Origin of the sequence: Streptomyces sp. NPDC048507, assembly GCF_043199995.1 — a bacterium.
GTDB lineage: Bacteria > Actinomycetota > Actinomycetes > Streptomycetales > Streptomycetaceae > Streptomyces.
In genome coordinates, this window is sequence record NZ_JBICWZ010000023.1 from 69,376 (window position 1) to 91,092 (window position 21,717).

The 21,717-nt window shown below is 72.0% G+C and carries 21 protein-coding genes; 11 read left to right on the forward strand and 10 right to left on the reverse strand.

The window, feature by feature from the left end; translation table 11 throughout:
• Positions 1 to 92: 92 nt before the first annotated feature.
• From ACGFXC_RS34525 to ACGFXC_RS34540, 4 genes are all read right to left on the reverse strand, one after another.
• A complete protein-coding gene (locus ACGFXC_RS34525) occupies positions 93 to 1,427 on the reverse strand; it encodes a PLP-dependent aminotransferase family protein (protein WP_393718856.1) in 1,335 nt (444 codons plus the stop codon).
• A gap of 169 nt (positions 1,428 to 1,596) precedes the next feature.
• A complete protein-coding gene (locus ACGFXC_RS34530) occupies positions 1,597 to 2,388 on the reverse strand; it encodes an ABC transporter permease (RefSeq protein WP_393718857.1) in 792 nt (263 codons plus the stop codon).
• Entirely contained in the window at positions 2,385 to 3,350 is a 966-nt protein-coding gene (locus tag ACGFXC_RS34535; protein ID WP_393718858.1) for an ATP-binding cassette domain-containing protein, read from the reverse strand. Before ACGFXC_RS34535 ends, ACGFXC_RS34530 begins: the two co-directional genes overlap by 4 nt.
• Before the next feature lie 33 nt (positions 3,351 to 3,383).
• Positions 3,384 to 4,121 carry a DUF4097 family beta strand repeat-containing protein gene (locus tag ACGFXC_RS34540; protein ID WP_393718859.1) on the reverse strand — a complete coding sequence of 246 codons (738 nt, stop codon included), beginning with the start codon at positions 4,119 to 4,121 and terminating at the stop codon, positions 3,384 to 3,386.
• 156 nt (positions 4,122 to 4,277) lie between these two features.
• Between ACGFXC_RS34540 and ACGFXC_RS34545 the strand changes: the two genes are divergently transcribed.
• The gene (locus tag ACGFXC_RS34545) at positions 4,278 to 5,012 is read left to right on the forward strand and encodes a helix-turn-helix domain-containing protein (RefSeq protein ID WP_393718860.1); all 735 of its coding nucleotides are present in this window, start codon (positions 4,278 to 4,280) and stop codon (positions 5,010 to 5,012) included.
• A gap of 44 nt (positions 5,013 to 5,056) precedes the next feature.
• Here the strand turns inward: ACGFXC_RS34545 and ACGFXC_RS34550 are convergent, their stop codons facing one another.
• Positions 5,057 to 7,303 (reverse strand): MMPL family transporter, encoded by a 2,247-nt coding sequence (locus ACGFXC_RS34550; protein WP_393718861.1) that lies wholly within the window; start codon positions 7,301 to 7,303, stop codon positions 5,057 to 5,059.
• Between the two features lie 443 nt (positions 7,304 to 7,746).
• Between ACGFXC_RS34550 and ACGFXC_RS34555 the strand changes: the two genes are divergently transcribed.
• Positions 7,747 to 8,418 carry a DUF4097 family beta strand repeat-containing protein gene (locus ACGFXC_RS34555; RefSeq protein ID WP_393718862.1) on the forward strand — a complete coding sequence of 224 codons (672 nt, stop codon included), beginning with the start codon at positions 7,747 to 7,749 and terminating at the stop codon, positions 8,416 to 8,418.
• Positions 8,419 to 8,477: 59 nt separating this feature from the next.
• On the forward strand, positions 8,478 to 9,581 hold the full coding sequence (locus ACGFXC_RS34560) for a serine hydrolase domain-containing protein (protein ID WP_393718863.1): 1,104 nt from the start codon (positions 8,478 to 8,480) through the stop codon (positions 9,579 to 9,581).
• A 6-nt stretch (positions 9,582 to 9,587) separates the two neighbouring features.
• Here the strand turns inward: ACGFXC_RS34560 and ACGFXC_RS34565 are convergent, their stop codons facing one another.
• The 4 genes from ACGFXC_RS34565 to ACGFXC_RS34580 form a co-directional block, all read right to left on the reverse strand.
• Positions 9,588 to 11,381, reverse strand: a complete 1,794-nt coding sequence (locus ACGFXC_RS34565; protein WP_393718864.1) for an SMI1/KNR4 family protein — start codon at positions 11,379 to 11,381, stop codon at positions 9,588 to 9,590.
• Between the two features lie 31 nt (positions 11,382 to 11,412).
• Positions 11,413 to 12,072, reverse strand: coding sequence for a hypothetical protein (locus ACGFXC_RS34570; RefSeq protein WP_393718865.1), 660 nt, complete (start codon positions 12,070 to 12,072; stop codon positions 11,413 to 11,415).
• A 224-nt stretch (positions 12,073 to 12,296) separates the two neighbouring features.
• Positions 12,297 to 14,762 (reverse strand): Helicase associated domain protein, encoded by a 2,466-nt coding sequence (locus tag ACGFXC_RS34575; protein WP_393718866.1) that lies wholly within the window; start codon positions 14,760 to 14,762, stop codon positions 12,297 to 12,299.
• A gap of 68 nt (positions 14,763 to 14,830) precedes the next feature.
• Entirely contained in the window at positions 14,831 to 15,823 is a 993-nt protein-coding gene (locus ACGFXC_RS34580) for a GlxA family transcriptional regulator (RefSeq protein WP_393718867.1), read from the reverse strand.
• 52 nt (positions 15,824 to 15,875) lie between these two features.
• On the opposite strand from ACGFXC_RS34580, the gene ACGFXC_RS34585 reads away from it, so the two are divergent.
• The 6 genes from ACGFXC_RS34585 (at position 15,876) to ACGFXC_RS34610 (ending at position 18,613) form a co-directional block, all read left to right on the forward strand.
• Positions 15,876 to 16,271, forward strand: a complete 396-nt coding sequence (locus tag ACGFXC_RS34585) for a cupin domain-containing protein (protein WP_393718868.1) — start codon at positions 15,876 to 15,878, stop codon at positions 16,269 to 16,271.
• A gap of 141 nt (positions 16,272 to 16,412) precedes the next feature.
• Positions 16,413 to 16,757: a hypothetical protein gene (locus tag ACGFXC_RS34590; protein ID WP_393718869.1), complete on the forward strand. Its 345-nt coding sequence runs from the start codon at positions 16,413 to 16,415 to the stop codon at positions 16,755 to 16,757.
• A 221-nt stretch (positions 16,758 to 16,978) separates the two neighbouring features.
• Complete coding sequence (locus ACGFXC_RS34595) at positions 16,979 to 17,359, forward strand: hypothetical protein (protein WP_393718870.1); 381 nt, start codon at positions 16,979 to 16,981, stop codon at positions 17,357 to 17,359.
• Between the two features lie 183 nt (positions 17,360 to 17,542).
• A complete protein-coding gene (locus ACGFXC_RS34600) occupies positions 17,543 to 17,779 on the forward strand; it encodes a hypothetical protein (RefSeq protein WP_393718871.1) in 237 nt (78 codons plus the stop codon).
• Positions 17,780 to 17,986: 207 nt separating this feature from the next.
• Positions 17,987 to 18,124 (forward strand): hypothetical protein, encoded by a 138-nt coding sequence (locus ACGFXC_RS34605; protein WP_393718872.1) that lies wholly within the window; start codon positions 17,987 to 17,989, stop codon positions 18,122 to 18,124.
• Between the two features lie 246 nt (positions 18,125 to 18,370).
• Entirely contained in the window at positions 18,371 to 18,613 is a 243-nt protein-coding gene (locus ACGFXC_RS34610) for a hypothetical protein (RefSeq protein ID WP_393718873.1), read from the forward strand.
• On the opposite strand, the gene ACGFXC_RS34615 is transcribed toward ACGFXC_RS34610, so the two are convergent.
• A complete protein-coding gene (locus ACGFXC_RS34615) occupies positions 18,608 to 19,447 on the reverse strand; it encodes an IS5 family transposase (RefSeq protein ID WP_393718874.1) in 840 nt (279 codons plus the stop codon). The genes ACGFXC_RS34610 and ACGFXC_RS34615 overlap by 6 nt on opposite strands.
• Positions 19,448 to 20,117: 670 nt before the next feature.
• Here ACGFXC_RS34615 and ACGFXC_RS34620 point away from each other — a divergent pair.
• Positions 20,118 to 20,399, forward strand: coding sequence for a hypothetical protein (locus tag ACGFXC_RS34620; RefSeq protein WP_393718875.1), 282 nt, complete (start codon positions 20,118 to 20,120; stop codon positions 20,397 to 20,399).
• A 395-nt stretch (positions 20,400 to 20,794) separates the two neighbouring features.
• Positions 20,795 to 21,283: a hypothetical protein gene (locus ACGFXC_RS34625; RefSeq protein WP_393718876.1), complete on the forward strand. Its 489-nt coding sequence runs from the start codon at positions 20,795 to 20,797 to the stop codon at positions 21,281 to 21,283.
• Positions 21,284 to 21,717: the final 434 nt, after the last annotated feature.

A 21,717-nucleotide genomic window follows, 5' to 3' on the forward strand; every position in this document is an offset into this window, starting at 1 on the left:
TGTCCCTTCGTCCGTCGAGCGGTGGCGGCCGGGCGCTCCGCCCGGCCCTCGTGATCCCGCGGCTCGCCCCGCCCGCACCGGCCGCAGCCGGATCACACCGGCTGCGCCGCGACGAGCGGCCGCCGGCCCGCCGCGAGCACCGCGCCCGGCCCGTCGAAGGCCCGCGCGAGCTCCAGTTCGGCCTCCAGCACCCCCGCCAGCCGGCGGACGCCCTCACGGATCCGCTCCGGCGTCGGGTAGCAGTAGGACAACCGCATCTGGCGGCGGCCGAGCCCGTCGGTGTGGAAGCCGGTGCCCGACGCGTACGCCACCTTGGCGTCCACCGCGCGCGGCAGCATCGCCTTCGTGTCCACGCCCTCCGGCACCGTCACCCACACGTAGAAGCCGCCGTCCGGCTTCGTCCACGTACAGCCCGGCGGCAGGTACTCCTCCAGCGCGGACAGCATCGCGTCCCGGCGCTCGCGGTAGTTGTCCCGGAACGTGTCGATCTGGCCCTGCCAGTCCTGCGTGGCCAGGTAGCGCGAGACGATCATCTGGTTCAGCGTGGGAGGGCACAGCGTCGCCGACTCGGTGGCCAGCACCAGCTTCTCCCGCACCCCGTGCGGGGCCAGCACCCAGCCGACCCGCAGCCCGGAGGCGAACGTCTTCGAGAACGAGCCCAGGTACACCACGTTGTCCGGGTCCAGCGAGTGCAGGGCCGGACGGATCTGTCCGTCGAACCCGAGCAGACCGTACGGGTTGTCCTCGACCACCAGCACCCCGTGGGTGCGGCAGATCTCCAGGATCTGCGCCCGCCGCTCCACCGCGAGCGTCACGCCCGCCGGGTTGTGGAAGTTCGGGATCGTGTAGAGCAGCTTCACCCGCTGACCGGCCTGCCGGGCCCGCAGCAGCGCCGCCCGCAGCCCCTCCGGCACCAGACCGTGCTCGTCCATCGCCACGTGCACGACCTGCGCCTGGTACGCGGCGAAGGAGCCCAGCGCGCCCACGTACGAAGGGCCCTCGGCCACCACCACGTCACCCGGGTCGCAGAACAGCCGCGCCACCAGGTCGAGCCCCATCTGCGAGCCGACCGTCACCACGACGTCGTCCGCCCGGGCCGTGATGCCCTCCAGCGCCATCACCTCGCAGATCTGCTCCCGCAGCAGCGGCAGACCGTGCGCGGAGGCGTACTGCAGGGCCGTCAGACCGTCCTCGGAGATGATCCGCGCGACCTGCTCCGAGAGGGCCTGGAGCGGCAGGGCCGCCAGGTTCGGCATGCCGCCGGCCAGCGAGACGACCTCCGGCCGGCTGGCGACGGAGAACAGGGCCCGGATCTCCGAGGCCGTCATGCCGGCCGTGCGGGCGGCGTACCGGTCGAGGTGCGGGTCGAGGTGCGGGTCGAGGACGTGGTGGACTCGCCGCGGCGTGGGGGGGATGTTCTCGATCATGAAGGCGACACCCGGGGCTCGGTGGGCAGGATCACTGACGTGGGGGGACCGTCCGTGCGGCGCCTGCTCGAACATCGTTCGGTCCTTGCTGGGGAGCATGGGCTCCCCCGCTGGTGGACCGCTCAAGGCCGCCTCGTGGTCGGCCGGGGAAGGAGCGCGGAGCCCCCGCTCACCGCGGGTCGGCGTTGAACTTGGAGGCCGACCAGAAGTAGCCGAGGACCGTCAGGCCCACGCACCAGGCGATGGCGAGCCAGCCGTTGTTGCCGATCTCGCTGCCCAGGAGCAGCCCGCGCAGGGTCTCGATCGCCGGAGTGAAGGGCTGGTACTCGGCGATCGGCTGGAACCAGCCGGGCATGGACGCGGTCGGCGTGAAGGCGCTGGAGAGCAGCGGCAGCAGGATGAGCGGCATGGCGTTGTTGCTGGCCGCCTCGGCGGTCGGGCTGATCAGGCCCATGCCCACGGCGATCCAGGTGAGCGCGAGGGAGAACAGCACGAGCAGGCCGAGGGCCGCCAGCCACTCCAGGGCGGTGGCGTCCGTGGAGCGGAAGCCGATGGCCACGGCGACGACGCCGACGAGGACCACGCTGATCACCGACTGCAGGACGCTGCCGACGACGTGCCCGACGAGCACCGACGGCCGGTGGATGGCCATCGTGCGGAAGCGGGCGATGATGCCCTCGCTCATGTCGTTCGAGACGGACACCGCCGTGCCGATCGTGGTGCTGCCGATGGTCATCAGCAGCAGACCCGGGACGAGGTAGGCGATGTAGGCGGACCGGTCGGGGGCGCCGCCCGTGATGCCCGCGCTCATCGTGTCTCCGAAGATGTACACGAAGAGCAGGAGCAGCATGATCGGGGTGAGCAGGAGGTTCAGGGTGAGGGAGGGGTAGCGCCGGGCGTGCAGCAGGTTGCGGCGCAGCATGGTGGACGAGTCGCGCACGGCGAGGGAGAGGGAGCTCATCGGACGGTCTCCTTGGGCTGGGAGGTCTGGCTGGGCACGTGGGTGTCGCCGGTGAGGGCGAAGAAGACGTCGTCGAGGTCGGGGGTGTGCACGGTGAGCTCGTCGGCCTCGATGCCGGCGGAGTCGAGCCGCTCCAGGATGGAGCGCAGGTCGCGCTGGCTGCCGTCGCTGGGGATCTGGAGCGTCAGCGCGTCGTCGTCCCGGGTGACCTCGCCCAGGGCCAGGGCGGCGGACCGGTGGGCGACGGGGTCGGTGAAGCGCAGCCGGACGTGGCCGCCGGGGATCAGGCGCTTGAGCTCGTCCGCGGTGCCCTCGGCGGCGATCTTTCCGTCGTTCAGGACGGCGATGCGGTCGGCGAGTTCGTCGGCCTCCTCCAGGTACTGGGTGGTGAGGAAGACGGTGACGCCGCCGGTGACCAGCCGGCGGATGATCTGCCACATGTTGTGCCGGGAGCGGGGGTCCAGGCCGGTCGTCGGCTCGTCGAGGAAGATGATGCGCGGGTCGCCGACCAGGGTCATCGCGATGTCCAGGCGGCGCTTCATGCCGCCGGAGTAGGTGGAGGCGGGCTTCTTCGCGGCCTCCACCAGGTCGAAGCGCTCCAGGAGTTCGGCGGTGACCCGGCGGCCCTCGGCCTTGGTGAGGTGGTGCAGGTCGGCCATCAGGAGCATGTTCTCCTCGCCGGTGATCAGGCCGTCGACGGCGGAGAACTGCCCGGTGACACCGATCGAGGCGCGGACGGCCTGCGGGTCGGCGGCGAGGTCGTGGCCGCCGACGCGGATCTCGCCCGCGTCGGCGCCGATGAGGGTGGAGAGGATCTTGACCGCGGTGGTCTTGCCCGCGCCGTTCGGTCCGAGCAGCGCGAACACGGTGCCCGTGGGAACCGTCAGGTCGACGCCGTCGAGGATGGTCTTGTCGCCGTAGGACTTGCGCAGCCCGGTCGCCGCGATGGCCAGGTCGGTCATGAGGGGGAACTCCTTCTCAGAGACTGCGGGTTCTCAGAGGCTGCGGGCGGTGATGTCGCCGTAGGCGGTGGTGGCGTGGACGGTGAGGGCGGCGGTGGCGCCGTCGTCGTTGGTGAGGCTGTTGTGGATGCGGCCGGCGGTGGTCCCGGCGTCCAGGGAGGCGGAGACCCCGGGGGCGGCGGCGATCGTGAGGTTTCCGGCCTGGGTGGTGAGCAGGACCTTGCCGCCCCGGGCCTCGGCGACGCTGATGTCGCCCTTCTGGGTGCTGATCTCGGCGGAGCCGCCCAGGCGGCCGACGGCGATGTCACCGGCGAGCAGGGTCAGCCGGGCGCCGGCGGCCTCCTCCAGCCGGACCGAGCCCTGCGCGCCGTCGAAGGCCACCTCGCCGAGGCGCCCCTCGCCCCGGAACTCGGTGGCGGCCGTCCTGGCCTCGACGCGGGACCCGGCGGGCAGCAGGACCGTGACGTCGACGGCTCCGGAAGCACCGAGCAACTGGTTCTTCGCCGGGGCCGCGTTGATCCGCAGGACGCCGTCGCCGTACTCGACGGCGGTCTGCTCCGCGGCCTTGACGTCGCGGCTCTTGGAGGCGTCCGCGGGCAGGACCCGGACCTCGGTGTCCGCACGGTCCGCGGCGATCAGGTGGACGCGCCCGGCGGGGACGTCCAGGACGAGGGAGACGGGGGCGGGGGTGTCGTACTTCTGCATCGTGCTCTCCTGTGACTCGCTGTTTCCGATGAGGGAAACGCTACGTTGCGTTCGTAGTCTCCGCAATGAGTTCGTTGCGTCAAATCACTATTCCCACAGGTCAATGCGGGAATTTCATTGCAATGGTTTCACGTCTAACGCAACAACCCACACCCTCTTCGTTGCAATAGCTTGGAAGTGAACGCTATAGTCGCCCCACCACGGACCACGAAGGAGACCGCGATGCCGGGAGGCAGACTCACCCAGCAGGAACGTCAGCAGATCGCGCTGGGACTGGCCGACGGCCTCGCCTACGCGGAGATCGCCCGGCGCCTGGACCGCCCGACCTCGACGATCACGCGCGAGGTGATGCGCAACGGCGGCCCCGCCGGCTACCGCGCCGACCTCGCCCACCGCGCCACCGAACGCCGCACCCAGCGGCGCAGGACCGCCGCGCCGGGCCCGGCCGCGCCCGAACAGCCCCACGGACGCGACGCCGAAGCCGTCCGCGAGTACGAGGAGACCTTCACCACCGTCCTCATGGCCTCGGGCATGCCCAAGATGATGTCCCGGGTGCTCGCCTGTCTGACCATCACCGACAGCGGCAGCCTCACCGCGTCCGAACTCGTCCAGCGCCTCCAGGTCAGCCCGGCCTCGATCTCCAAGGCCGTCGCCTTCCTCGACGAGCAGGGCCTCATCCGCCGGGAACGCGACGAACGCCGCCGCGAGCGCTACGCCGTCGACGACGACATCTGGTACCGGTCGATGATGGCCAGCGCCCGCTCCACCGCCCAGCTCGTCGAGACCACGCGTCAAGGCGTGTCCGTCCTCGGCCCCGACACCCCGGCCGCCGTCCGCCTGGAGAACATCGCCCGCTTCCTCGACTTCGTCAGCGAAGCCATCGCCCGCGCCGCGGAACAGGCCCGCGACATCCTCTACGCGAAGCCCGCGGCGCCCCCCGAGGACCCCGCCGGCTGAGGGCGCGCCCCGGGACCCGCGTCCCGGGGCGCACCGGCCGCCGTTCAGCGGATCAGTTCGTGCGCGCGCTCCGCCCGCGGGTCCGCGCCGTGGCCGGCGGCCGCACCGCGGCCCAGCCTCTCGCCCTCGACGTCCAGGTTCGGCAGCAGCCGGTCGAGCCACCGCGGCAGCCACCACGCCGACCGGCCCAACAGGGCGAACAGGGCCGGGACGAGGGCCATCCGGACGACGAAGGCGTCGAAGAGCACGGCGCTCGCGAGGGCGAAACCGATCATCTTGATCAGGTCGTTCTGCTCGGTGACGAAGCCGGAGAACACGCTGATCATGATGATCGCGGCCGCGCTGACCACGCGCCCGCCGTGCCGGAAGCCGGTCACCACGGCCTCGTCGGGCCGCGCCCCGTGCACGTAGGCCTCGCGCATCCGGCTGACCAGGAACACCTCGTAGTCCATCGCCAGGCCGAACACCACACCGATCATGAAGATCGGCATCGTGCTCATGACGGGCCCGGCCTCCTTGACGCCGAACACGTCGGCGAGCCAGCCCCACTGGAAGACGGCGACCACGGCCCCGAGGGACGCGCTGACCGACAGCAGGAAGCCGAGCGCCGCCTTGAGCGGCACCAGCACCGACCGGAAGACGAGGACCAGCAGCAGGAACGCCAGACCCACCACCAGCGCCAGGTACGGCACCAGGGCGTCGTCGAGGGTCTTGGAGAAGTCGATGAACATCGCGGTCTGCCCGGTCACGAGGATCTCGTCCGCACCCGTCGAGGCCTCGACGGCGGGCACCGCGCCGCGGATGGCGCGCACCAGTTCCTCGGTGGCGTGGTCGGTGGGCCCGGTGCCCGGCACCAGGTTCAGGATCGCCGTGTCGTTCGCCGCGTTGGGCGCGGCCGGCGAGACGGACGCGACCCCCTCCAGGCCGGCCAGCGCCTTGCCGACTCCACCGGCCGCGGCCGCGGCGTCCTTGGCGCTGACGGTGATCATCAGCGGCCCGTTGAAGCCGGGGCCGAAGGACTCCGACAGCATGTCGTACGCCTTGCGCTGCGTGGTGTCGGTGGCCATGGTGCCCTCGCCGGGCAGCCCCAGCTCCAGGCTCGCGGCCGGCAGGGCGATCGCGCCCAGCCCGAGCACGCCGACGAGCAGCACCGCCACCGGGTGGCGCAGCACGTAACGGGCCCAGCGCGTGCCCAGGTTGGGCTTGGTCCGGGCCGCCTCCCTGGCGGCCCTGCGCTGCTGGCGGGCGGAGAGCGGCTTGCCGGTGACCGCCTTGCGGTCCAGGCGGCGCAGCACCTTGACGGGGGCGAAGCCGAGCAGCGCGGGCACGAGGGTGATCGCGATGAGGACGGCCACGGCGACGGTGCCCGCGGCGGTCATGCCCATCTTGGTGAGCATCGGGATGTTCGCCACGGCGAGTCCGGCGAGCGCGATGATGACGGTGAGCCCCGCGAAGACGACCGCCGACCCGGCGGTGCCGACGGCGCGCCCGGCGGCCTCCCGCCGCTCGTGGCCCTCGGCGATCTCCGAGCGGTAGCGGGAGATGATGAACAGGGCGTAGTCGATGCCCACCGCGAGGCCGATCATCATGGCCAGGGTGGAGGTGTTCGAGGACAGCCCGAAGGTGCTGCCGAGCGCGGTGATGCCGCTGATGCCGATGCCGACCCCGATCAGGGCGGTGAACAGCGGCATCCCGGCGGCGATCATCGAACCGAAGGTGAGCAGCAGGACCACCGCGGAGACGAGGACGCCGATGCCCTCGGCGCCGCCCACCGCGACGTCGATCTTGATGGCGTCACCGCCGGCCTCGACGGTCAGGCCCGTCCCGCGGGCCTTGTCGAAGGCGGCCGTCAGCGCGTCGTGCTCCACGTCCGTCAGCTGGGTGGCGGCGGCCTTGTACGTCACGACGGCGTACGCGGTGGTCGCGTCCTTGCTGACGGATCCGGGCAGGTACGGGTCGCTGACCGCGACGACCCCCGGGGCCTTCGCCAGCTCGGCGGCCAGCCCGGAGACCGCGGGCCTGCGCTCGGGCCCGGAGATGTCCTGGCCCCGCGGAACCCGGATGACCACCCGGGCACTGGCCCCGTCCGCGCTCGCGGCCGGGAACTTGTCCTTCAGCAGGTCGAAGGCCTTCTGCGATTCGGTACCCGGCATCGAGAACGTGTCGGCCGGGGGTGCGGGGGCCGAGGAGGCGGCCACCACGGCCCCCACGAGGACCAGCAGCCACAGCAGTGCTGTCGTGCCACGCCGTCGGAACGCTAAGCGGCCCAGTTTGTGGAGGAACGTTGCCATGGTGGGGGGACTCCCGTCAGGTTCAAATGCCACCGAGACCCGGGGAGAGTAACAAACCGCACGTACGGTTTGCCGTGCACGAACCAGGCACCACTCAACCGGGCCGCATGCGGACCCCCGGCCCGGAGCGCCGGGCGCGCGTCGCGCGCCCGACCCGACCGGGGAACCGGCACGCCGAACAGCGTGACGGGGCCCGCTTGAGCGCCCGTCGATTCCCGATCGATCTCCGCCATAGCGTTCACGCTCATCGGATTGCAACGACCGCAGAGTCGATCGTTGCATTCGCGGCTAGCCCGTCGCAACGATTTAGCCCATCTGACCTGCAATAACACTCACCACGTGCAGTGACCTCATTGTGGAAACTCCGAACGCAACGTAGCGTTTCTGTCATCGGAAACAACGGGTCGCCCAGCGGGCCGCCCCACGAGCCACAGGAGCGCACGATGCAGAAGTTCGACACCCCCGCCCCCGTCTCCGTCGTCCTGGACGTCCCCGCCGGCCGCATCCGCTTCATCGCCGCCGACCGCTCGGACACCGCCGTCGAGATCCTCCCCGCGAACGCCTCCAAGAGCCGCGACGTGAAGGCCGCGAAGCAGACCGAGGTCAGCTACGGCGACGGAGTCCTGCGGATCAGCGTCCCGGAGCCGAAGAACCAGTTCCTCGGCCTCACCGGATCCATCGAGGTCACCGTCCAGCTGCCCGCCGGCTCCCGCGTCGAGGCGAAGACGGCCGCCGCCGAGCTGCGCGGCGTCGGACGCCTCGGCGACGTCGACTTCCGGGGCGCACAGGGCTCCGTCAAGCTCGACGAGACCGCGGACGCCCGCCTCACCCTCCAGGCCGGCGACGTGACGGTCGGCCGCCTCGGCGGGTCCGCCGAGATCAGCACCCAGAAGGGCGACATCAGCGTCGCCGAGGCCCGCCGCGGCGAGGTCGTCCTCACCACCCAGGCCGGCGACCTCACCATCGGCGCCGCCCGCGGGGTCTCCGCCTCCCTGGACGCCGGCACCTCCTACGGCCGTATCCACAACGCCCTCCTCACCACCGAGGGCGCCGCCGCCGGCCTGACCATCCGCGCGACCACCTCCTACGGCGACATCACCGCCCGCAGCAACTGAGACGCCCACAGCACCCCGGCCCCCCGCCCGTCCCACCCCACCCGAAGGAGCACACCACCATGTCCGTCACCCCCACCACCCACCACGACCGCCCCGAACTCCAGGCGGCCATCCAGCAGATCGTCGATTCCGGATTCGTCGGAGCGCAGCTGCGCGTCCAGGACCGGGGGCGGGTATGGGTCGGCAACGCCGGGGCGTGCCGGCTGGGCGAGGACGAGAAGCCGCCGACGGACGGCCGGTTCCGCATCGGCAGCAACACCAAGACCTTCGTCGCCGCCCTCGTCCTGTGCCTGGTGGCCGAGGGAACCTTAGGCCTCGACGACCCCGTGACCGGCCACCTGCCCGGCTTCGGGCTGGACCCGGCGATCACGGTGCGCATGCTGCTCCAGCACACCAGCGGCGTGTTCAACTTCACCGGCGAGTACGACGCGGACGGCACCTTCGTGCCCGGAGTCACCTGGGCCGGCCGCGCATGGGTGGACAACCGCTTCAAGACCTACCGCCCGCAGGAACTGGTCCGCCTCGCCCTGTCCAAGCCGGCGCGGTTCGCACCGGGGACGGACTGGAGCTACTCCAACACCAACTACGTCCTCGCCAGGCTGCTCGTCGAGGAGGTCACCGGCCACCCGCTCGCCGAGGAGATGCACCGGCTCGTGCTGGGCCCGCTCGCACTGGCGGACACCGTCGTGCCGACCACCGAGACGCAGATCGCCGAACCGCACGCCCACACCTACTACCGGTACGAGGAGGCCGGCCGGCAGAAGACCGTCGACGTCACCCTCCAGAACCCCTCCTGGATCTCCAGCGGCGGCGACATGATCTCCACCACCGAGGACCTCCACACCTTCATCTCCGCCCTGCTGGGCGGACGGCTCCTGCCCGCCCCGCTGCTCGCCGAGATGTGCACCCCGCACCCCAAGGCCGGATACGGACTCGGGGTGTTCGTCCAGGACATCGGCCCGGACGGCGCCACCGTCATCACCCACAACGGCGGCATCGCGGGCAACGCGGCCCTCATGTACAGCACCCCGGACGGCAGCACGACCCTGACCGCGTCCCTCACCTACGTGGACGACGCCGACATGTCCCTGGCCGCCGCCTTCCAGCAGGCGATCCGCACCCTCCTCGCCGAGGTCTTCCCCACCGGTGCCCCGTCCGCCTGAGCCCCCTCAGCCGCCCGCCCCCCTGAAGCGGATCACCGTGTACGCCTCCCCGGCCCGCGCCGGCCGGATCCAGGAACGGGCCGTGAAGGTGTGCAGCCGGCCGTGCACCAGCGCGTGCCGCGGCAGCCGGACTCCGAACTCCCCGGCCACCGCCTCCAGCAGCGACCGCTCCGCACCGGCGCGCCCCGCCCCGCCCGCGAAGAACCGCGCCGGATCCAGCGCCGCCGGGACCCGCCCGTCCACCCGTACCTCCCCGTCCGCGAAGGTGAACGCGTACTGTCCGGCGCCGTCCCGCGCCACCGAGAGGTGGAAGAACGCCTCCCCGGCCCGCAGCCCGCTCCACACCACCACCGCACGGGTCCCCGCACTGGCGGCCGCGGCCGGGGAGACGAACCGCCGCCGGTCGAACGGGCCGCCCGCGCCGTCGAAGGCGAAGCTCCACCGGCCGCCGGCCCGCCCCACCGCCACGACCGGCCCGTCCTCGTGGGACGAGGCCTCCCCGCGCCCCCGCACCGCCCGCATCCGCGCCTCACCCGCGCACAGCGGCGCCTCCAGCGCGTCGCCCGCCCCGAGGCGCCCGGGCAGCTCCCACGGCTCCACCCCTTCCACCAGCACGAACCGGTAGGACTCCCCGCCACCGCCGTCCGGGTCCGCGAGCCACGCCAACCCGTCCGGATCCAGCCCCGCCGTCGGCGCCGGCGTCCGGCCCGCCTCCCCGCCCCGGGCCGTGGACAGCAGCTCCCGCCCCCGCGCCGGCGTCAGCAGCGGCCCGAGCAGCGGATCGGCCAGCCACCCCAGCGGCGCCAGGTGGTCCGGCCCCGGCGGCTCCCACCGCGACAGGGCCTCCCGCAGCGCCCGCCACGCCCCGTCGGTGTCCCCCCACCGCGCCCGCTCCCGGGCCCGCACGACCGCCTCCCCGAACACCCCCGCCGCCGTGTACCGGTACGCCTCCCCGCCGGCCGGCCGCACCGTGCCCCCGGCGGCCGCCACCGGCCCGAACTCGGCCGCGTACAGCGGATCCGTCACCAGGTCCGCGAAGGAGACCCGGTGGGTCCGCCCGAGCAGACGGCGTATCTGGTCGCCCAGCCCGGCCGCCCGCGGCCTGCCGTACCCCGCGGCCTCGTCCAGCGCCGCCAGGGCCCCTTCCCAGTCACCGCGCAGCGCCTGCCGCCGGGCCCCCTCCACCAGCGCGTCCAGCGCCCGCGTCGTGCCGTTGACGAACGGGGGCTCCCCCTCGCCCGGACGCGCCCGCAGACGGTGGAACTCCCGGTGCATGTCCCGCATGAACGCGCCGAAGTCCGCGAACCGTTCGGGCGGCGCCGCCCGCCAGCCCGCCCACGTGTACACCGCCCACTCGCCGCCCTCGCCCACGTCCTCGGGATCCATCAGGACGTACGTCGCGTCGGACTCGACGTCCAGCCGCAGGCCGCGCCGCCAGATGCCCGCCTCCCGCCGCTGCCCGGGCCCGGAGTCCTCGTCCACATACCCCTCGAACACCTCCGAGAGCCCCGAGGCGTCGTCGTGCCAGTGCGCGTCCGCGGTCCCCGCCAGCAGCCGCACGAACCCGCCCGCGTGCCGCCAGCCGTCGCTCACCGCCAGGAACTCCCGGTACGAGGGCGGCATCCGCACCCCCAGCCGCCGCTCCATGGCCGCGATCCGCTCCTCGCCCGCGGGTACGCTCCCCAGCCACCGCGCCCGCCGGGCGGCCCCGTCACCCTCACCGGGGCCGTCCGCCCACTCCCCGCTCCACCGGACCAGGAAGGCCCGCCAGTCGAATTGCGATTCCGTGCTCCGCGTCATCGCCCCGATGCTGCCACCCCCCACCGACAGTTCAGCCGAGCGGAACGGCGTCCTTCGCGGAGGTGTGCCAGTTGGTGACGACCGGCTTGTCCACGACGATGGCACCGACCTTCAGCGAGACCGGAGCGGGGTCGTCGTCGCCGACGGCGACGATGACGAAGTCGAATTCCCTGCCGCCGTTCGCGCTGGTGCTCTTCGGGTTCAGCCCGGCGTAGGCGGTGGTGCTCCCGCTCAGCGTGATCTGCTTCCCGACGGCCTGCTCCGCCGGCCCCGCCTGCGTGCCGTCGGAGCCGAACGCCACCGTCGGGAGCGCGGCCGGCAGCACACAGGTGATCCCCGGCTTCGCCTTCGCCGAGATCAGGATGTAGCCGCCGGCCTGGGACTCGGACCGGGTGCTCCAGGAGAGGTCGCCCGCCCCGCAGACCTGCCCGACCGGCCCCCGCCCACCCTTCCCGGCGTCCGCTCCGCTGCCCTTGCCGGTCCCGCCCGCCACGGGCACCGCCTTGCCGGCCGCGGCGGGGGCCGGGGCGGCCGGGGCGGGGGCGGAAGCCGCGGCGGACGGCGCTGCGGCGGCACCCGCCGCACCGCTGCCGCCGCCGGCCGCCTCCGCACCCTGACACGCCGTCACCAGCAGTGAGCCGCCCACGAGGACTGCGGAGACGAAGAAGGCCTTGCGACGGTTGCCGGACACGAAATCCCCTGGGTGCTCGATGGTCGAAGCCGGAGTGCTTCCTTGATCACTATGACGGGACGCCGCCCCCCGGGAGCACACCGTCTTCGTTGCAGGACAACGCTGTTGCACACCGGTGACACGAACCCCGCCGCCCCCGCACGCGGCGCCCCGCACCCCCGGCCTTACGCCGCCTCGATGCGGCCGGACACCGGCTGCCCGGAGCCACCCCACCCCGGCAGCGGTTACCGCGCCCAGTCGACGCCGAGCCCGGCGAGCACCCGCCGCTGCGCCGGAGCGAGCCGCTCGCGCCGCTGCTTCTGGTTCATCAGCCACACCCCGACCCGGTGCCCGGTCCCGTCGGGCAGCGTCTCGACCGCGCCGCGCCCCGGCAGCCGCCCCTCCCTCCCCACGTACCGCGCGAGGGCCTCGACCCCGGTGCGGAAGGCCGCGCCGCCCGCCGCCGCCGGCGCCCCCGAAGGCCGCTCCCGCACACCCGCCTCCACCCCCAGCGCACCGAGCCGCCGCCGCTGCTCCCCGCTGAGCCGGTCCCAGTCCCGCCGCTGGCCGGCGAGCCACCGTCCGACGTCCTCTCCGTGCCGGGTCACCCCGGGCACCACGTCCGCGAGCCGGGCGCCTTCCTCCAGGAGCTGGGCCAGGTAGGCGCAATGGCGCTGCCAGTCGACGGTCCACCCCCACGCCCCCGGGTTCCAGCCGGGGTCGATCGCGGCAAGCTCCGCGGCCCGCCGCCCGGCGCGCACCGGGTCCTTCCCGAGCCCGCCGGGCCGGCGCACGTTGGTCAGCCACTGCCCGACCCGGACGTCGAGGACCGCCGCGCCCCGCGGGGCCGCCAGCGTCCCGTGCAGCCGGTGGTAGGCCCGCGCGGCGGCGAGGTTGGCTTCGAAGGCGGCGTCGGCGGTGTCCCACACGATCCCCAGCTCCTCCAGCCCGGCAGCCCGCTCCCCGCTCATCGTCCCGGCCCGCATCGCCCGCCGCTGGTCCGACAGCCACCGCCCGAGCGGGTACGCCCCCTCCACGTGCTCGTACGGCACCCGCAGATCCCCCTCGCGCTCCCGGTACCGGAGGGCCGCCTCGATGCCCCTTCTCCACTCCTGCCCCTCGGTGTCGATGACCTGGTAGCGGATCCACTGCGCGATCAGCGCGGGATCGCGCGGCGCCGCGAACCGCAGCAGCAGCCGGGTCTCGTCCGCACCCTCGGCCGGCGCCCGCCCGATGGGCGGCGACGGCTGGACGACCCGCCTGCGGGGCTCCTGCGGCACCGCCAGCAGCTCCACCGCACGCGCGTCGTGCGCCCGCAGCCCCTGCAACACCCGCACGAGCGGCCGGTAGGAATCCGACGACAGGATGTCCTGCGGCCGCTCGCCCGCCTTCAGGAACACGGGCACGATCAAGGTGGCCGTCTTCCCCTGCCCCGGCTGCTGCCGCAGGGCCCGCCCGATGGCCTGGACGATGTCCACCGCCGACCCCTTCGGATCGATCAGGGCCACCGAATCCGTCGCCCGGATGTCGACCCCCTCACCCAGGACCCGGCAGTTCGCCAGGACCGCCCGCCCGGCCCGCCGCCCGAAGTCACCGAGCACCGCCTGCCGGTGCCCGGCCTCGTGCTCGCCGCACAGCCACCCGGCCCACACCCGCTCCGGATGCCGGGCCGGCGCCACCTCGTGCAGCCGCCCCGCCACCCGCTCCAGCCCCTCGGCGAACGCCTCCGCCTCCACGGTCCGGTGGTGGAAGGTGATCGTCGTCTTCAGCCCGTGCTCGGCCATCGCCTCCAGCAGAGCCGTCTGCAACGCCACCAGCCGCTCGCCCCGCAGCCGCTCCCCGTACCGCCCCGCACCGACGAGCCGCTCCGGCGTCACCTGCGGATCCGTGAGCTCGGCCACCACGATCTGGTACTTCGCGAGCAGCCCCCGCGACACGGCGTCCCCCAGCGTCAGCTCGTGGACGACGGGCCCGAACACCTCCCGGTCGTCCATCGAACAGACCAGCTCCCGGGCGGGGAGCGGATCCCGCACCCGCCGCGTCCGCCCCCCGGTCTCCTCGTCCACCACCGCGGCCTGCGCCTCGTAGAGCCGCTCCTGCTCCCGGGTCCGGGGCGGACGCCCGCCCCAGATCCTCGGAGTGGCCGTCAGGTACAGCCGCCGCAGAGCCGGCACGACCTCCTGCCGGTGCACGCCCGCCCAGGCCTTCCCCGCGGCCCCCGACGTCCGGTGCGCCTCATCGACGACGACCAGGTCGAAGGCCTCCATCGCCAGCCCGTACTCCCCGCGGTGCGCCTGCGCGACGACCGGCAGCGAGGCGTACGTCGCGTACACCGTCACGGGCCCCCGCCCGTGCCACAGCCCGAGCTGCGGCGCCGAGGTCGTCGCCCGCACACCCAGCCCGGCCCCTTCCCCCAGCGAGCACACCGCGACCGCCGCCCCCGTGTGCCCGGCGGCCCGCCACGCGCGCACCGTCTGCGCGAGCAGGTCCAGGGTCGGCAGCAACACCAGCACGCGCCCGTGCCGGGCGAGCCGCAACGCGGCGGCCGCCGCGATGAACGTCTTCCCGGTCCCACAGGCGGCCACCACCGTGGCCCGCAACCCACCCTCGGGAACCGGCACCCCCACCGGAACCTCAAGCCCCCGCACGACCGCCTCGACGGCCTCCTCCTGATGGGCCCGCAACACGATGCCCCCGCTCTTCACACCCACGCCCGGACCCTACACACGCCCACCCCCCTGATGCACCCTCCCGCCGCCCCGACACGAAGATCGCCCGTTCAGTCCGCCTCCGGCCCGAACCGGCGCTTGTACGCCGACGGTGTGATCCCGGTCGTGCGGCGCATCAGCGTGCGCAGATTGGCGGCCGTGCCGAGCCCGCTGCGTCGCGCGACCACCTCGAACCGGGACTCGCCCCGCTCGATCAACCGGCACGCCAGTGCGAGCCGTTCCCCCGTCAGCCACGCCAGCGGCGTCGTGCCGAGTTGCGCCTGGAAGCGCCGGTGCAACGTCGCCGGACTGACCGTCGCACGTGCCGCGAGGCGGGACACGGTGAGCGGTGAGTCCAGCCGCTCCTGGGCCCAGACCAGGACGGGCGCCAAGGACTCGTCCGCCGGGTCGGGCATCGGACGTTCCACGAACTGCCGCTGCCCACCGTCCCGGTGCGCCGCGAAGACCAACCGCCGGCTCACGGAGTTGGCCACCTCCGCGCCGTGGTCGCGACGGACCACGTGCAGCCCGAGATCGAGCGCGGCCGCGCTCCCCGCCGCGGTGAGGATGTCGCCGTCGTCCACGAACAGCACGTCCGATTCGAGCCGGACGCGGGGGAAGCGGGCCCGGAAGGAATCCGCCCACTGCCAGTGCGCGGTGGCCCGGCGCCCGTCGAGGACTCCGGCCTCGGCCAGGGTGAAGGCCCCACTGCAGAAGCCGATCAGGCGCGCACCGCGGGCGTGTGCCCGCCGGACGGCATCGAGCACGGCGGGACGGCGGGGCACCTCGGTGTCCGGGCGGTTGGGGACGATCAAGGTGTCCGCCGTGTCGGCCGCTTCCAGGCCGGCGACTCCCGTGAGCGCGAAGAACCCGTCACGCATCGGCGTGAGGGGCTCGGGGGAGCAGAGCCTGAAGTCGTAGAGATCACGGCCGATCTCCGGCCGGCGCAGACCGAAGACCTCGGTCGCACAGCCCAGCTCGAAGGGGTTCGAGTTCTCGTCCACGATCACGACGATCCGGTGCACGCCCGCCGCGCGAGCCCCGTGCGAGGATTCTTTCGTCATGTGCGATTCCTAGCACTCACGGCGGACGGGCGAAACGGCTCACGATGAGCCCGTGAACAGTGAACCCATCTCCCTCAGCAAGGCTCTGGCCTCCTTCGACGCCCTGTGGAGCCCCCGCATCGTCACGCGCGTCAACGACTACGACGTCCGCATCGCCAAGGTGGAGGGCGAACACGTCTGGCACGTCCACGACGACACCGACGAATTCTTCCTCGTGCTCGACGGAGAGCTGCACATCTCCCTGCGCGAACCGGACGGGGAGCGTACGGTCCTGCTCCCGCGGGGGGCGGTCTTCACCGTCCCCCGAGGCACGGAACACAAGCCGCACGCTCCGTCCGGCGCGGCGATCCTCCTGTTCGAACCCACCGGGACACCGACGACGGGCGACCGCCACGACGAGATCCCGGAGCACGTCGACTCGACGACCGGACACGCACTCGGCACCTGAGCCCCCGGCCTCAGCAACTCGCGGTGTGGGCCGATCAGGTGGGGAGGAACGATTCGGCGCGCGGTGATGCCCACGATGGACGGGGTTCGACGTGAGCGTGGCGGCGTATGCCGTGCCCCACCGTGAGCAAGGATCGTCCTCATGCGTCTGCGTAACGCCACCGTTGCCGCCCTCGGTGCCTTCACCCTCCTCCTGGCCGTTCCGAGCTCCGCCTCGGCTGCGGACGGGGAGTTCGATTACACGTACGGCACCAACGGCACCTCGCTCCAGGGCGCCCTGCTCGACCCCGCCTACGACAACTGCATCAACATCGCGGACGCGACGGACCTCGCCCCGGCCCGCGCCCCGTACAACCGCACCAACGCCCCGGCGACCGTGTTCCTCGAATCCGACTGCAACGGCGACACCTTCTCCACCATGAACCCGGGCAAGAAGTTGGGGGACACCACCCTGTTCCGCTCCGTCATCTTCAGCAGCGCGGGCTGACCGGGGTCGATCAGGAGGCACCGGCCCGTCCGGGAAGCGATGTTGATCCGGCCTGGCCGGACACGGTGTCCTCGTGAGAGGGATCGCGGCAACCCGTTCGCGCGGCATACTCCCGGCCGCGTACGTTCCGCCCATGACCAGGACGACGCCGGCCAGGCCGGTTGCCGTGGAGTCCGTGGCCGGGGCAGCCCGGGCGGCACGACAGCCATGTCGGAGGGCCGTTGCTGTGGCCCGGCGACGAGCCGTGGCCGGTCTGCCGCGAGCCGCACGAGCCCGGGAGCGAGGGGTACGCACCGGAGGACATCCGCGCCGCCCGGGCCGCCGGCGTGTGGCCCCGCAGTCGCCCGTGGCCCGGCGCCGGAAGTCCGGGGGAGGCCGGGCCGACGCCCTTCATGGGACTGGCCCAGTTCTTCGACCGGGACGTCCCTGGCCTTGCCGCCGGTCCCGGCGGCGCCGACCTGGTGCAGCTCTTGCGTTGCCCGCGCACCCACGGCCCGCACCTGGAGCGCCGGTACCTCCTGCGGTGGAGGCCGGCCGCGCAGACGGAGCGGGCGGACCGCTTCCTCGCCACCGCGCCTGAAGTGCCGCTGCTCCGGTGGTAGGTGGACACCTATCGGTAGGCGGAGGACGACACGCTGCCCGCGGCTCTGATCGCCGGCATCGATGCCCGGGACGACGCCCAGACGGCGGAGGGCGGCCGCTACGCCCCGAACTACCAGGGCGCTCTCTCGATCCCGCCCGGCTGGCGGGTCGGCGGCTTTCCCAGCTGGGCGTCGACGGGCCCGATGGACATCACTTGCGCGTCCTGCGGGGCCCCCACGCGGCTCCTGCTGACCGCCGCGGGCGAGGAGACGGATACCGACTCGCACACCTGGATGCCGCTGGAAGACCGCGATCCGTCCCTACAGGGGATGGCCTCGATCCGGGGCGGCCAGTCCGTCGCCCAGCCCACCCGGCTCCGCTTCGGCCGCGACCGGTGCCCGGCCGACCCGGGCCACCCGCCCCAATGGGTGCTCTCCTGATCCGTTCCCGACGTCCGATTCCACCGCGTCGCGGTGTGGCTGTACGAGATGCTCGTCAGCCAGCGGGGCGCCGGGGGCGCCGCGTTGGACCTATGGCCGGGGTGGCGCTCCAGTTGGGCGCGTTCCTGGTGGGAACGGCTGGGTCGGCGGGGTACCGGGCTGCGCCCGGGGCGAGGCGCTTCACGCTGGTCACGCGGAGGCGCCGGCGTGATCACCGCGTTTCTCGCGGCCGCTGTCGTCGTCCTGGTCTCCGCGAACATCAAGGGCGGCAAGGGCGGAGGGACTGGCCTGCTGCGTCGGTTGCTGAGCGGGGCGTTCAGCCCCGGTTCCGGGACCGGGCTCTAAAAGAGCGTTTTGTCCCGTCGGGGGTGTTTCGTAAGTCGGGCGGTGTCAGCGGGTTGGGGCCCACGCACGGAGCCGTGTGAGGATCCGCCCGTGGAGTGCGATGTGTGTGGACGGGCGATGTGGCGATCGCCGGTGCAGCCGACTGCGTCGGAAGAGGAGATCTGGTCCTGTTCCTGGTGCCATGCCGCCACGCATGTGGGTGGCGAGTGGTTCGAGGTCTCGCGGCCGCCGTACTTGCCTGTGGGGATGCGCTGGGAGAGGGCCGTCGCGGACGGCCTTCCCTTCGACGTGTCCCACGCCTTCGGCATCTTCGACAGGACGCTCTGCGGAATCCAGGTAGCCGGCATGTCTCCCTCGGATCACTGGTGGCTGCCGGAGCGGGAGAACGCCTGTGGCGCCTGCCGGGAGGCGGCGGGTGTCATCGATGACCGCTGGCCGCAGGCCATGAGGGGCGAGGACGCACGGGTCAGCGTGGCCCGGCGGCTATGAGTCCTTCCAGTTCGGAGTCGACTCCCGTGTGAGCCTGCGGCTCATCAGATCGATCATCGCGATGCGGATCATCGCTTCGGAGCGGTGTGGGTGGGTTTCGTAGTCGCGGGCGAGGCGGCGGTGGTGCATGAGCCAGCCGAAGGTCCGCTCGACGACCCAGCGCCGCGGGATGACCTTGAATCCTTTCTGGCCTGGGTCGCGGCGGGTGACCTCGACGTCGATGCCGAGGATGGCGCCGTGTTCGATGGCCTTGGTTCGATAGCCGGTGTCGGCCCAGGCCTTGGTGATCGTGGGGTGGGCCTTGGCGATGTGGGGGAGCAGGTGGATGCCGCCGGCGTTGTCGGAGACGCTGGCCGCGGTGACCCAGACGGCGAGGAGGAGGCCGAGGGTGTCGACGCCGATATGGCGCTTGCGTCCGGCGATCTTCTTGCCCGCGTCGCTACCTTGCCCGGCGGTTGGGACGTTGGCAGAGGTCTTGACGCTCTGGGCGTCCAGCACGCACGCGCTCGGTTCGGCACCCCGGCCTGCGGCCTCCCGAACCAGTCGGCGGAGCAGGCCGTTGAGCTGGCTGAACACTCCGTCCTTCTGCCAGGCCGCGAAGTATCCGTAGACGGTTTCCCACGGCGCGAAATCGTGGGGAAGGTAGCGCCAGGGGATCCCGGTCCGGTCCACATACAAGACCGCGTCCATGATCCGGCGCAGGTCGTGTTCGGGCGGCCGCCCGATGTCCAGGCCCTTCCCTCGCCGCTCGGCCCGCCAGGTCGACAGAATGGGCTCAAGCAGTTCCCATCGGGCATCGGACAGGTCACTCGGATACGGCCGCTGTCGGGACACGTCTCGATAGTCCCGTCGGCAGACGCGCAGCCACAGGGCGCAAACAGGAGTGCCTGGGGGCGCTTTGGGATCAGACAGGAGCGAACGGGCGGAAAGGTGCCCAGCAATCGCGTCAGTCGTCTCTCACATCACGGGTAACGACCCTGGCCTCAGCAGTCCCACCCCACTCGGCCACCCATACAGCTATCAAACACCCCCGTCGGGACAAAACGCTCTTTAAGTGCCTGATTGGATACCTCGGGATCCCAGGTCAGAGCGGTGTTGAGACGTGTGGAGCGGAAATCGCCGTTCCGGGAAAGCGTCACGGTGACGGCGATTCCGAACGGCTCGCACATCCGTAATAGGCGCTTTGCCGGGAAGATCGGTCCCCTGGCAGCCCGTTCGGGTATATCGGATTGTTGGGCATTGGGGTGTCCGCGCCGCCCTGATCGGGTGACTGCCGGTGCGGTGTGCCCGTGCCTGTGTGGCATGCCAGGTAGAGGTGGGACTGCCACCGCCCGCCTGCGTCGTCCCTGACAGGAGGGGGTGTTCCGATCCTCCTGTGAAAGGTTCCGTTCACGTGAAGCTTCTGTCCTCGCTCGCTGCCGGCGTCCTTGCGTTCGGCGTGTGCGCCGCTGCCGCACCGTCTGTCTCGGCGGCCGCTGTACCGATGTACACCTGCTACAACGGCATGCGATTCCAGAGCTTCATCCTGGCCCCTGCCGGGTACCTCGACCTGCGCGCTGAGGGCTGTGACGTGCCGTCCGCGGCGGACGACACGGACAACATCTTGGGGCACGGGGACAAGGGGAAGATCTTCACCCCGGTCAAGTTCCGGGCCGCGGACACCGGCGTGACCGTCCTGTGCGATGCCGGCTCCGACACCGCCGATTCCCTCAACCGGAAGGTGTATGCCTTCACCACCAAGGACCGGGGGACCATGCGCACCAGCGGGTACTGCAAGCGCATCTGACTGCCTGCTCGGATACCCCTGCGGCGCGTCCGCAGTGCTCTTGCCGGAGAGCGTCCGGGAGGGCTGTACTGGTAGCTTGATCGGCCTGGAGGAGCACGGACGGGACCGTGGTCGTCGGCCTTCCCGGCAAAGCGCCTATTACGGATGTGCGAGCCGTTCGGAATCGCCGTCACCGTGACGCTTTCCCGGAACGGCGATTTCCGCTCCACACGTCTCAACACCGCTCTGACCTGGGATCCCGAGGTATCCAATCAGGCACTTAGGCCGTTCGTTCCGGCCGAGAGGAGCATTTCGGTTGGTACTTGTGTAGCTGAGTTGGGACCTTGGCGCATGGTCTTGTGTAGCGGCTGGGTGGCGGATGTAGTTCTGGACTTGTCGGACGTAGGAGTGGGTGGATGGGCGTCGATGTGGAGCGGGAGTGTTGGGAGCTGCGGTCGGGAGTCGGTGTGGGGCCGTTGCGGTTCGGGATGTCTCCAGTCGAGGTTGCTCAGGCACTGTTCGTTTCTGGACCGGAGGAACGGGTTGGCGGTCCGTATGAGCAGGAGGACTTCCCGGATGGGGTGAAGGCGTTCTACGAGGTGGGCAAGCTTGCTTGCGTCGCGCTGGATGCGGTCTCCGGTCCGCAGGTCTTCCTGGCTGGCTTTCCGCTGGCGGGAAGCGATCCGGAGCAGGGCCGGCAGTTCCTGTTGGACCAGGCTGCGGAGCATGGGAACTGGGTGCTCTATACGCCTGACGAGTCGCTATCCCTGACCGATCTCGGGGTTCTTCTGCGCGCGCAGCGGGTCGGGGATGCGTGTCTGACACGGCCGCTGTTCGTGAAGGAGGAGTGGCTGGAATCGGAGTACTTCCGAGACCACCTTCCGCTGGAGGGTGCCTCAGGCTGAGCGCGGGAGCTTGCGTACTACTGGCCAGCTCCGGGAGCCCAGCAGGGGGCTCGAGCACGCACCGTTACTGTGTTGCTAGCCGCCCGCGGAGCGGGCTGGTCCTGGAGGCGGAGCCGGAAGGACCTGGTGGGGGAGCGGAGCGGGCACACTCAACGGGCCGAAGGCCCGGACCGCGTGAAACGGGGTCATCCAAGCCTGCGAAGCAGGCAGTTCAGAGTGGAGCGCAGCGGAATCTCTGAACAGTCCGGAGCGCAGCGCAGGACTCCAGCCCGAAGGGCTCCAGGCCGAGCGAAGCGAGGCCATTCACTCCTGAGCGCGCAGCGCTCAGGTACCCGGAGCGAAGCGGAGGGTCTGGCCCCGACGGGGCCACCACCACCGCGAAGCGGTGGTGGTTCTCTCCCAGGCGCGCAGCGCCTGGGTACCCGCTCCGCGGG

Bases quoted from the DNA above. Each gene is read 5' to 3' on its own strand.
- ACGFXC_RS34525 (WP_393718856.1), bottom strand. From the start codon at position 1,427: ATGATCGAGAACATCCCCCCCACGCCGCGGCGAGTCCACCACGTCCTC.
- ACGFXC_RS34530 (WP_393718857.1), bottom strand. From the start codon at position 2,388: ATGAGCTCCCTCTCCCTCGCCGTGCGCGACTCGTCCACCATGCTGCGC.
- ACGFXC_RS34535 (WP_393718858.1), bottom strand. From the start codon at position 3,350: ATGACCGACCTGGCCATCGCGGCGACCGGGCTGCGCAAGTCCTACGGC.
- ACGFXC_RS34545 (WP_393718860.1), top strand. From the start codon at position 4,278: ATGCCGGGAGGCAGACTCACCCAGCAGGAACGTCAGCAGATCGCGCTG.
- ACGFXC_RS34550 (WP_393718861.1), bottom strand. From the start codon at position 7,303: ATGGCAACGTTCCTCCACAAACTGGGCCGCTTAGCGTTCCGACGGCGT.
- ACGFXC_RS34555 (WP_393718862.1), top strand. From the start codon at position 7,747: ATGCAGAAGTTCGACACCCCCGCCCCCGTCTCCGTCGTCCTGGACGTC.
- ACGFXC_RS34560 (WP_393718863.1), top strand. From the start codon at position 8,478: ATGTCCGTCACCCCCACCACCCACCACGACCGCCCCGAACTCCAGGCG.
- ACGFXC_RS34565 (WP_393718864.1), bottom strand. From the start codon at position 11,381: ATGACGCGGAGCACGGAATCGCAATTCGACTGGCGGGCCTTCCTGGTC.
- ACGFXC_RS34580 (WP_393718867.1), bottom strand. From the start codon at position 15,823: ATGACGAAAGAATCCTCGCACGGGGCTCGCGCGGCGGGCGTGCACCGG.
- ACGFXC_RS34590 (WP_393718869.1), top strand. From the start codon at position 16,413: ATGCGTCTGCGTAACGCCACCGTTGCCGCCCTCGGTGCCTTCACCCTC.
- ACGFXC_RS34600 (WP_393718871.1), top strand. From the start codon at position 17,543: ATGGACATCACTTGCGCGTCCTGCGGGGCCCCCACGCGGCTCCTGCTG.
- ACGFXC_RS34610 (WP_393718873.1), top strand. From the start codon at position 18,371: ATGCGCTGGGAGAGGGCCGTCGCGGACGGCCTTCCCTTCGACGTGTCC.
- ACGFXC_RS34620 (WP_393718875.1), top strand. From the start codon at position 20,118: ATGCGATTCCAGAGCTTCATCCTGGCCCCTGCCGGGTACCTCGACCTG.
- ACGFXC_RS34625 (WP_393718876.1), top strand. From the start codon at position 20,795: ATGGGCGTCGATGTGGAGCGGGAGTGTTGGGAGCTGCGGTCGGGAGTC.